At 48.0% G+C, this 9,793-nt stretch carries 16 protein-coding genes; 8 read left to right on the top strand and 8 right to left on the bottom strand.

The genetic code is table 11. The features are described from left to right. Both AAB400_03545 and AAB400_03540 read left to right on the top strand, forming a co-directional pair. On the top strand, positions 1-231 hold a 231-nt coding region (locus AAB400_03545; GenBank protein MEK7648966.1), incomplete at its 5' end, for a BrnT family toxin. Further along, a complete protein-coding gene (locus tag AAB400_03540; protein ID MEK7648965.1) occupies positions 200-496 on the top strand; it encodes a BrnA antitoxin family protein in 297 nt (98 codons plus the stop codon). The genes AAB400_03545 and AAB400_03540, both read left to right, overlap by 32 nt. Positions 497-533: 37 nt before the next feature. Here AAB400_03540 and AAB400_03535 read toward each other — a convergent pair whose 3' ends face one another. Both AAB400_03535 and AAB400_03530 read right to left on the bottom strand, forming a co-directional pair. Then, positions 534-1,436 carry a hypothetical protein gene (locus AAB400_03535; GenBank protein MEK7648964.1) on the bottom strand — a complete coding sequence of 301 codons (903 nt, stop codon included), beginning with the start codon at positions 1,434-1,436 and terminating at the stop codon, positions 534-536. Positions 1,437-1,537: 101 nt separating this feature from the next. Further along, positions 1,538-2,164: a hypothetical protein gene (locus tag AAB400_03530; protein MEK7648963.1), complete on the bottom strand. Its 627-nt coding sequence runs from the start codon at positions 2,162-2,164 to the stop codon at positions 1,538-1,540. Between the two features lie 184 nt (positions 2,165-2,348). Between AAB400_03530 and AAB400_03525 the strand changes: the two genes are divergently transcribed. Beyond that, positions 2,349-2,618: a hypothetical protein gene (locus tag AAB400_03525; protein MEK7648962.1), complete on the top strand. Its 270-nt coding sequence runs from the start codon at positions 2,349-2,351 to the stop codon at positions 2,616-2,618. A 22-nt stretch (positions 2,619-2,640) separates the two neighbouring features. Next, positions 2,641-2,928, top strand: a complete 288-nt coding sequence (locus AAB400_03520) for a type II toxin-antitoxin system RelE/ParE family toxin (protein MEK7648961.1) — start codon at positions 2,641-2,643, stop codon at positions 2,926-2,928. Between the two features lie 49 nt (positions 2,929-2,977). Here AAB400_03520 and AAB400_03515 read toward each other — a convergent pair whose 3' ends face one another. The 6 genes from AAB400_03515 to AAB400_03490 all read right to left on the bottom strand — a co-directional run bounded on the left by AAB400_03515 (position 2,978) and on the right by AAB400_03490 (position 6,777). Beyond that, the gene (locus tag AAB400_03515; protein MEK7648960.1) at positions 2,978-4,273 is read right to left on the bottom strand and encodes a homoserine dehydrogenase; all 1,296 of its coding nucleotides are present in this window, start codon (positions 4,271-4,273) and stop codon (positions 2,978-2,980) included. A gap of 94 nt (positions 4,274-4,367) precedes the next feature. Then, complete coding sequence (locus AAB400_03510) at positions 4,368-4,856, bottom strand: hypothetical protein (protein ID MEK7648959.1); 489 nt, start codon at positions 4,854-4,856, stop codon at positions 4,368-4,370. A gap of 74 nt (positions 4,857-4,930) precedes the next feature. Continuing rightward, positions 4,931-5,482 (bottom strand): hypothetical protein, encoded by a 552-nt coding sequence (locus AAB400_03505; protein ID MEK7648958.1) that lies wholly within the window; start codon positions 5,480-5,482, stop codon positions 4,931-4,933. Between the two features lie 49 nt (positions 5,483-5,531). Then, entirely contained in the window at positions 5,532-5,789 is a 258-nt protein-coding gene (locus AAB400_03500; protein ID MEK7648957.1) for a type II toxin-antitoxin system mRNA interferase toxin, RelE/StbE family, read from the bottom strand. Continuing rightward, entirely contained in the window at positions 5,786-6,004 is a 219-nt protein-coding gene (locus AAB400_03495) for a hypothetical protein (GenBank protein ID MEK7648956.1), read from the bottom strand. Before AAB400_03495 ends, AAB400_03500 begins: the two co-directional genes overlap by 4 nt. 122 nt (positions 6,005-6,126) lie before the next feature. Beyond that, entirely contained in the window at positions 6,127-6,777 is a 651-nt protein-coding gene (locus AAB400_03490) for a hypothetical protein (protein MEK7648955.1), read from the bottom strand. Between the two features lie 306 nt (positions 6,778-7,083). Here AAB400_03490 and AAB400_03485 point away from each other — a divergent pair, with 306 nt between their 5' ends. The 4 genes from AAB400_03485 to AAB400_03470 all read left to right on the top strand — a co-directional run. Continuing rightward, positions 7,084-7,527 carry a prepilin-type N-terminal cleavage/methylation domain-containing protein gene (locus tag AAB400_03485; GenBank protein MEK7648954.1) on the top strand — a complete coding sequence of 148 codons (444 nt, stop codon included), beginning with the start codon at positions 7,084-7,086 and terminating at the stop codon, positions 7,525-7,527. Positions 7,528-7,530: 3 nt separating this feature from the next. Next, positions 7,531-8,913, top strand: coding sequence for a hypothetical protein (locus tag AAB400_03480; GenBank protein MEK7648953.1), 1,383 nt, complete (start codon positions 7,531-7,533; stop codon positions 8,911-8,913). 4 nt (positions 8,914-8,917) lie between these two features. Then, a complete protein-coding gene (locus AAB400_03475) occupies positions 8,918-9,427 on the top strand; it encodes a type II secretion system protein (GenBank protein MEK7648952.1) in 510 nt (169 codons plus the stop codon). After that, positions 9,375-9,793: hypothetical protein (locus AAB400_03470; GenBank protein MEK7648951.1), on the top strand; the 419-nt coding region annotated here is incomplete at its 3' end. The genes AAB400_03475 and AAB400_03470, both read left to right, overlap by 53 nt.

Genomic DNA, 9,793 nt, shown 5'->3' with positions numbered 1-9,793 from the left:
GATGGGGAATGCGAAGAAGCTTTTTTCGATGAAAAAAGAAAAATTCTCCGCGATATTATTCATTCCGGAGACGAAGAGCGCTATATCCTCTTGGGAAAAACAAAAAAGGGTATTGTTTTGTTTATTGCTTTCACGATACGCAAACATACCATGCGCATTATTTCAGCGCGGCCACTTAATCATAAGGAGAGCCATCTCTATGAAAAAAAGGATACATCCTCCAAAATATAACAATGAGGATCGCGAGCGCGCATATTGGTCAAAAATCGATCTATCCCAATATGCAGATCCGGAAGATTTCGAATTTGTTTCTTTTCCGAACCTCAAGCCGACCTCGCGATCAATCTCTATCCGTATTCCTGAATTTTTGCTTATGCGCATCAAAGAGCAATCCAACGAACTCAATGTGCCGTATCAATCTCTCATCAAGCATTATATTGCTCGTGGCACGGTCGAACATGCCAAAGAAAATGCAATTAAAAAACATCAACCATAAAAAATACCCCGGTCGTAACACTCGGGGTCTTTTGGGATTAGGGTTCCTTCGCTAGTTGCATGTGCCGCGGCAAACCAACTCGCTGGACAAGAAGCTCAAGGAAGGGCTTTAGTCGCGGAGAGGCCTTTTCAATGCGCCGACGTATCTCATCATCAGAATGCTTTTCGGTGCTATTGTTCGAGATGAATGAGATTGCGACCATCCTCGGTGGCCCATCTTCTTCTTTCTTATACAGGGCAAGTGTCGATGCCTCCTGCACAGTGCTCATGCCAAGAGCCGCGACTCCTCCTCGCGCAACTTGCTCTTTGTCATATTTGCGCGATTCAAAGTGCGGACCCATCATCATAGCGTAGCCACCACGTGTTGCGGTCAACCCAATATCATGAGCGGCAAGCATTGCTTCTTTGGCGAGTTCTTCATCGAGAACGCCTTCGGGATCTACATGTTCATTGCCGGTGAGAGGAAGTATCGCGTACCGAGAACAAAATCCGTCAGCGACGATAATGCGCCCAACCTCGATTCCCTTCTGTGATCCGCCCGCTGCATTGGTCACGATAAATGTTTCAATTCCCAGTGGAGGAACCAAAAGCATCTCGGTTTGCAACCGCACTTTTTGCGGAATAAGTGCTTCAGGATGCATGGTCGCCGCATTCATATGCGCCCGCCCACTCAGAACAAAGACAGGAACACCTGCAAGGAGGCCGTATTTCAACATATGCTCATGGCCTTCTTTTTTCGGAATACCATCAAGTCCGGGGATGTGTCCGAACGGGATTCCAATTTCATTTTCTAGCTGAACGGACTTCCCCCACCCACTCCCCAATACGAGACAGAGGGGTTTTATTGGGAAAATAGGTTTCCCTAGTCGCTTAAAAATGTAGTCTGCTGCACGATACGCACGGTCTTCACACTCTTGATCGCGATAAATTTCGTTTGCCATTCTTAATGTACGAGAATGAAACTATATCAAAAGCATCCGTCCTGTCAACACTTCATCTCAAAAAAAATCCACCCAATTGTTGGGTGGTTAGAGTGGCGCTGTTACGCCTCTTTGAAGTCGATAAGCTCTTTGAGTACTTTCATGTACAGTGCAATTTGTTTGTAATCCCGCCCAAGAACCGCTGAGGTGAGGTGCCGATAATGATGCGCTCCAACACCGTGCTCAAATGCTTTGCGAAAAATTTCAAGAGCATCCAAAAGTTGTTGGAGGCGTCCGGCATCCGCTTCGTTCTCTAGTGCGTGCTCGAATGCAGCAAGCTCTTTCATGAGCTTGCCTTCTTGAGCTCGATATATTTCTTGCAACCTTTCTGGTATATCAGGGAGATTCCCCAATTCAGCTATTGAAGCTGCTATGCTGAAGGTATCTGGTGTAGGTGGCAAGCCTTCAGGTAGAGCTCCAAAAGGCTCCGATAATCTGCTTTCATCATCCCAAGTCTCATCGCCTGAGCTATAGTCCCTTTCCCGTGATGGTCCGGGCGGCAACGGAGGAGGTGGAGGAGGAAGCGGAGGATCTTTTTCCGGTTTTTCCAATTCCTCATCCGCACGATGCTGCGCATCGGTAGATCCAGGCGCGGGATCGAGATAGCCGGTTTGTGCATCTGCCAATACAGGTAATGTTCCGGTTCCGCTTGCTGTCGATGCGCCGGTAGCACTTGGTGTGTTAAGCATGGGCATTAACAAAGAACGTATGAATGTGCATGGTCTTTTTCATGTTCTACGCTATCTCTTTTATTAATAAAAGTCAAGTATATTTCCATGACAGACATCGTATATTCATTGACACTCGTGCGCACTCTATTTATACTCACTATTGATGAGTATTAATCACTTTTAATCAATATCTATCAATAGTATGCGCAATACAACACAACTGCGTTCAATGCCAGTTACAAAAGCACGCGTGAATCTTGGAAGTGTCATTAAGCAGGCTTATCTTCAAAAAAAATCCTTTCTTTTGGAAAAGGGCGGTATTCCCGTTGCCGGTATTCTCGGTATTGAAGATTTTGAAGATTGGCTGGAGGTATCAAATCCTTCGCTGCGTAATGATATTCAAAAAGGCTACGAGGAATATAAGCGAAAAAAAACAAAACCACTCAAAAAACTTCTTTCAAGTCTTCCTTAAAACGCCGTAGAAATACTGCGTTATGGCCACACCCTACCAACTTCATACCACCTCCCTATTTGTACGGGATGTTAAACATTCTCTTAAGAAAAATCTGCGTCTCAAGCTCATCGTCGAAAATGCGCAAAGCATTCTTGAATCAGATCCCTACAACCGATCTGGACATCATAACATCCGAAAGCTTCAGGGATTAAAAGTCGGAGAAGGTATCTTCCGGCTCCGCATCGGTGATTATCGAATTCGCTATGACATTATAAAAAATGACGTCGTTCTCTACTCGTTTCGTGATCGAAAGGATGCTTACCGTTAACTGGCAATAAAAAACCGCCCTATCAATGAGAGCGGTGTAGATTTTGCTTCTAATTGACTGCGTGAAGGACGGTCCCGATGCCTATGCAATAATCCTCTTTTCGTATTTCATCGAGAGCGCGGCGCAGATGGCGTTGATTGCTTGGCTCGGTGAGAGTGATCATTTCTTCCTCTCCTTCTCCTTTGCCCTCATGGGGTTGAATAAATTGTTCAACACTCACGCCGTGATTGGCAAAGATGCTACCGATCGATCCAAGTACGCCCTTCCTGTTGTGTACGCTCATGCGAATGTAATGGCAACTCATATATTCGTCCGATCCGGCAACGGCATATCCCGACCAGGAATTGTCTTGCATGCGCTCGGTTGGCGTTCGAGTAAGCGCGGTGAGAACATCAGACCAAAGCGAACTTGCTGTCGGTCCGGGACCGGCACCCCTGCCTACAAGCTGTGTTTCACCAAGCGGTTCGCTTTTCAGATAGAGTCCGTTCAGAGATCCGCCAACATTGCGCAGCAAATGATACGCGGGCACATACGCCGGTGCAACCCATGGATGGACCGCACCATCAAGAACTCGTGCCGAAGCGATAAGCTTAAACGCGCTACCATACTTTTTAGCATAGAACCAATCCTCCTCTTTGATCGCGCCCAAACCCTTCTTCGCCGTCATACCTTCTCGATGAATGGAATCAGGCGGAATATGGGTAGAATATGCCAGCGATGCAAGGATCGAAAGCTTGTATGCGGCATCGTGCCCTTCCACGTCATCAGTTGGATCCGGCTCCGCATATCCCAACCGCTGCGCCACTTTTAAGGCTTTGGCAAACGGCCATCCCCTCTCCATCATCTGTGTAAAAATATAGTTGGTCGTGCCATTCACAATGCCTTCGCAGCAACTGAAATAATTAGGAAGATAACGATTCAACAAATTGTCAATAATCTGAATACCTGCGCACACAGCGGCTTCAAACAGGAGTTTGTTACCAAACGGATAGATATGCTTGCCAAGCTCGTGCCAATATTTTGCAAGAACTTTCTTATTGGCGGTAACAACGATCTTGCCATGCTCAAGCGCTGTTTTGATAGCGTAATATTCGGCCTCCTCATTGCCAAGCACACTCACAACTATGCCAATGCGGGGATTCTTTACTGCCTCATCGATATCCGTCACAAGCATGTTCTCGGGTACGGATTCAGTATGCTTTGACGGATCGCGGACAGCTACGCAAACAATGCTGACATCGGTCCCCGTCAGCCGTGCATAATAATCGCGATTCAGACGGTACTGCCGATAGAATTCTGAACCTATGGTGCCATGTCCCAAAAGTGCAATGCTTTTAGCTGTCATTGTAAGGTACGTCTTGGATCACCTTAGAGATTTTTGGTAAAAATGCAAGTGTGCCGTATTAAAAAAGTCCCTCGGAAGGGACTATAGGGTAATCTTACGCTGCGAAACTGGCGAGAATGTCACGAATCATGGCGTTGTCGCTGGCATCTGCGATCTTGCGAATACGGTCGTAATCCGGAAAGAGTCCGAGTTCTAGCCCGGCGCGAACCATCGCAAGTTCATCGAGTATCTCTGGTAAACCCGAAAAAGAAAGGATGACCCTATTGCCACGCACCGCTCCGCCCCACTTTTTCTCATCGGGATTACGGCTCTGAAAACTACTGACATGGTCGGGGTACTGCTGGAGGCGCCTTCCTTTTTCTTGGCTGTAGTTGAAGCATGCCTCTCCGCGCCCAGGTTCGGACTGCTCGAACGATCCGACCTTGAGAATAAGATGTGGCGCAGGGTCAAAGAAATCGAAGAGGGATACAAATCCTCCTGCGCGCGATGGTTGATTCAGCTCTTGAATCGTCACGGTAACTGCCAATATAATACTGTCTACACAATGGGGAATCGATAGCTTCAATGCGTTTTCGCTCATCATGAATGTACGGTATGGCGCAGTTAACCATGATTTTCTGTTCCTGTCAAGATTACTAAAGTAAAAAACTCACAGTGTCAGGCGCTGTGAGTGTTGTGGACGATCTCAAATATCCTATTTGCTTGCTGGGTTTCCGGCAGATCGGCAAGCATGGTACGGATACCGGTCTTATCGTCGAGAAGACGCATCATGAACCCTGCAACCTCATACCTTCCGACAAGCGTTTCAGGAAAGGGCAAGAAGGTAGCAAGTTGCTGCATAAAGATCTCATTGGTATTCCACCCAAGCGCTAGCAGCTCGTTCACATACGCAGCCGTGAATGCATTATTGTGAAATGAGATTATCTCCCCGTTAACATCACTGAATAACGACAAGCTTCCGTGAAGTACAAATCTGCATCCGTCCATTCCCACTATAACTCCGGGGCCATAGAGTTGTTTACGGAGTTTTTCCCAATAGTTCTTGTCGCTCTTATCGGTAACTTCACTGAGTGATTTGACAAATGCATGCGGCGTTTGTGCGCGCAGTATTTGAAGCACCGGAAAGGATTGGTTTTGATTTGAAAAGAACCGTAGTTCTCCAACTTGTTCAATGCGATCCAGAATACTTAGATCTTCAATCTGGCTCATTGTTTACGTGCAACATTTGATGCAATGATAGTGCGATTTTTTGAAAATGTCAAGTGTACACGCCGTGGTCGCCACACACGAGAAATACTGCTTCATCGGAAGACGCATACACAAAAACAATCCTGTATTCAAAATTAACTGAAAAACTCCATCGCCCCCGAAGCGCGCCTTTGAGTTTGTGGGTTTTGAGAAATGGGTGTTTTGAATCTCGTTGAAAAAGTGTAATTTTTTCTTTGATTTCTTCTTGAAGTTCTTTGGGGAAAGTTTTGTATATGCGAACAAACGTTGGCGTGTAGCTTACGTTCATAATTTGGCAGCCAATGCATCGAGATCTCCTCGCAACACTTTGCCATCGCGCATCTCCTGCTCGGCAAGTAACACATCAAGCACAGCATGCTCCTCGATATAGTGCTGCAATGCACGGCGGGCAAGGTCTGCTTTATTTGCGGCCTTTCCTTGACGGACCAATTCCCCTACTTTTTTAGTCAATTGCGCTGTAAGCGGCACCGTAAGAAGCCCCATAGCTTTTTAAGAAGTTAATATATTATAGTATTATAATATAGTACATTGGTGTTTCTGTCAAATTAAAAAGGCCTCGACATGGTTTGCCGAGGCTGCACTTGGGTCTGTTCGAGACCCGCACTCTAGTGCTTGAGCGCGGGTGGTGCCTTCGGACCGATCTGGATCCATGCGACTTGATTCTTCGCACCAGGGAGCGGCTTGACTACGACGACTTGCGCGTCGTTGATGTAGCCCCGCTCGAGGTCTGCGAAGTACCACTTGCCGTTCCGGACATAGACCGGTCGGAACTCCTTCGGCAGCGGAGATTTGCCATCCCGCGGCCAAAGTTCGTAGGTAGGCGGGTTCGTCGACGTCCACTTGCCTTCGGTGTTGGCGAAGGGACGCGCCGGATCCGATACCACGAGTGGCATGAGTTTGCAGAACCCCTTACCAGGAACCACGCCGAGGTGCGGCCCCAAGAAGATGATCTGCGCCAGGAGGTCGGACTTCCAGCGGATGTCCACGTACATCCGCTGACCCTTGTCGTTGAACTTTGGCGGCAGCGGGTCGCTGACCACCTCTGTCTTCTTGACTTGGGGTTTGGTGTTGGTATTGACAGGAATGCCCTTGACGATGACGCCGCCCACACCTTCCGGCATGGCTGGCATCTCGGGTTTGGGCTGAACCACCGCCGCGACCGGCGGGGGTTTCTGGGTCGTGTAGTAGTAGCCGACTGCGCCGCCGATGACTCCGACTGCGATTGCGGCTACGCCAACCATGGTGCCGCGCTTCATGTGCGCTTACCTCCCCTAGTGAAATGCCAGAAACCCATGTTTCCAGCGTACGATACTACTACTATACATGAACGGTAAAATTTGTCAAGTGCTGTCTTGACTAATTACAGAAAGTCCCCTGTCATGATATACTTATGTATACCCTTCACTTCCTATTGTAAAACTCTCCCGTGGGGTATTTGTCTGAAGGGTCCTACGGAGCCCGACGGGGCGAGTAAGAGTGGGTTTTTAGCAGAAAACTACACGACCCGACAGACAATTACCCGAGGTGAAGAGTTTTACGGTTTAACGTTTTTTTGATTCAGTATGAAACGCCATTTACATTCAGGCTTCACACTTCTAGAGCTCATGCTCGCCATAGCTATTATTGCCGTTATTGCCGTGGGAGCCATTACACTGGATATCCCGGCTCAACAGCGCAACGATTTGGATACTGTGCGCAATTCTATTATCCAAACACTCCACTCCGCCCGCACAAAAGCGCGTGCAGCTGACGGCGATGCCCAATGGGGAGTGTCCATTCAACAATCGACATTTGTACTGTTTAAAGGCGCATCCTATGCGAGCCGCGATGCGTCATACGACGAAGCAACCGACATTCCCCAAACACTCGCTCCCTCAGGTCTTGGGGAACTCACTTTCGCAAAACGCACCGGTGATCCTGCGCAAACAGGAAGTATTACCCTCACATCAAAAACCAATGAACAGCGAACGATTACCATCAATGCCAAGGGTATGATTGATTATTAAACTATGATAAAGGAAGTATCACGTGGATTTGTACTTATCGAAGCCATACTTGCCGGAGCATTGTTGGTGCTTGTCATCAGCACATTTGTGATAGCAGCTATTTCCGGACAAGAATCACTAGCGGTATCGGGAAAACGCAATCGCGCAATCCTTCTGGCACAGGAAGGCTTGGAAGCAACCCGCAATATCCACGATGAAGGCTTTGCCAATCTCGGTGATGGCGCTCATGGCCTTGCGATTGTGGGCAATCAATGGAGCTTTTCCGGAACCCAAGACTCAACCGATGCATTTACCCGCCAAATCACCATTGCGCCGGTCAATGACACTACAAAAGACATTGCGTCCACTATCACATGGCAACAAAACGCCCAACGACCCGGAACCGTAACACTTACCACGCGCATGACAAACTGGCTTGCAAGCGTCATTTCATGGCTCAATCCATTCAAACAATCCAGTCTTAATGTGTCCGGCACTGAAGACGGCATCAAAGTCCAATGGAGTGGAAACTATGCCTACGTCGTACGTGCAAATGGATCGCCAGATTTTGTTGTGGTGGATATTTCTAATCCCGCGAACCCTACGGTCGCCGCATCGCTTACTCTGACAGGTAATCCGAAAAATATCGCTATCTCCGGTTCCTATGCATATATTGCGTCGACAGCCGATAGCCAAGAATTACAGATTATTGATATCTCCACGCCAACTTCTCCAACCGTAGTAGGCACATACAATGCAAGCAATGGCGCCAACGCGCAAGGGGTTTTTGCAGTCGGAAGCACCATATATCTTGTCCGCGAATCAAGCTCTTCGGATGAACTCATCATCATCAATGCCGCCAATCCCGCATCGCCGACACTTCTGGGATCGCTCAACTTAAGCGCAACCGGATTTGAAATTGCAGCCATCGGCAATCGAGCATATGTTGCTTCCGGACATAACACTCAAGAGTTGCAAATCATAGACATCACGGCGCCGGCTGTGCCATCGCTCATTGGATCATTCGACTTACCGGGCAATACCGACGCGCTGACAATTGCCGGATTTGGAACAGCCGTCTTAATGGGACAGGGAAATACGCTGTATATTATGAATGTTGCAAACTCGGCCATACCGTCAACTTTTGGAACCACCAACGTAAGTGGCACGGTGAATGACCTTTCGCTTGGCACTGCCAATACCCTTGTGTTTGCTGGCACGGCTGCAGGCAATGCAGAGCTTGCGGTCGTGGACATTGCCGATCTGACCAATAGTTCGATTATTGGAACGGTGAACATCAGTAGTAATAGTACGATCAATGGCGTGGCATATGACGAATTGCATAATAAAACATATGGCGTTAGCAATCTTAATGCTGAAGAATTCATGGTCTTTGCAGCGCCGTAATGCTATGAAAAAAAAGTTTAAAAAAGGATTTACGCTTCTTGAACTTCTTATTTCCGTATCGATTGTCGGCATTCTTGCCGTTGCGATTTCTGATTTTTATATCACCATTGTTTCATCGCGCCTGAAAGCCCAGCAGATTGCCGGTGTCGAACAGCAGGGCGCAAGCGCGTCGCAATACATTGCACAACTTGTGCGAAATGCAGAAGAGATCACTTCTCCCGCAGTCGGCACAAGCGGTAATGCTCTAACACTTGAAGTCACCGATGCCGCCAAAGATCCAACAGTTATTGATGTTTCGGCTGGGCGCCTCCGCATTACAGAAGGGGCGCAGACTTCCGTGTTTCTTACCGACTCACATACAGCTGTTACCAATCCGCTATTCACCAATCTTTCACGCTCAACAACGCCAGGTGTTCTTCGCATATCATTTACCTTAGAAAGTATCAGTCAGTCATCTGTGTATGAATATAATTTCTCCAAAAATTTCGCTTCTTCCGCTGCGTTACGCTACTAGAGGCTTTGTTTCACTGATCGCTGTTATCATTGTTGGCGCTATCGGCATGGCGGTTGCCGTTGCGCTTCTCCTCTCCGGCACCGATGCCACGCGGCAGAGCTTTACTGAAGAACAATCAGCACAGAGTGGCGCACTGCGCGATGCATGCATTGAAGAAGCGCTTGCGCGCATCAAAAACAGCTCATCCTACACGGGAAGTGATACACTTACACTTGGCGCCGGAAGCTGCACATTCACCGTCGCATCGCAGGGCGGGCAGCTGCGCACTATCACCAGCACGGGAACGGTTGGCAGTATTGTACAAAAAGCGCGCGTAACAATCGACAAAATTACGCCGAGTATAACCATCGCCTCATGGCAGGAAGT

Source organism: Patescibacteria group bacterium (assembly GCA_038065255.1).
In the GTDB taxonomy this organism is placed as follows: Bacteria; Patescibacteriota; Patescibacteriia; order JACQRZ01; family JACQRZ01; genus JBBTRI01.
Note: the sequence above shows the minus strand (reverse complement) of the source record. Positions and strands in the feature narration are given on the sequence as shown.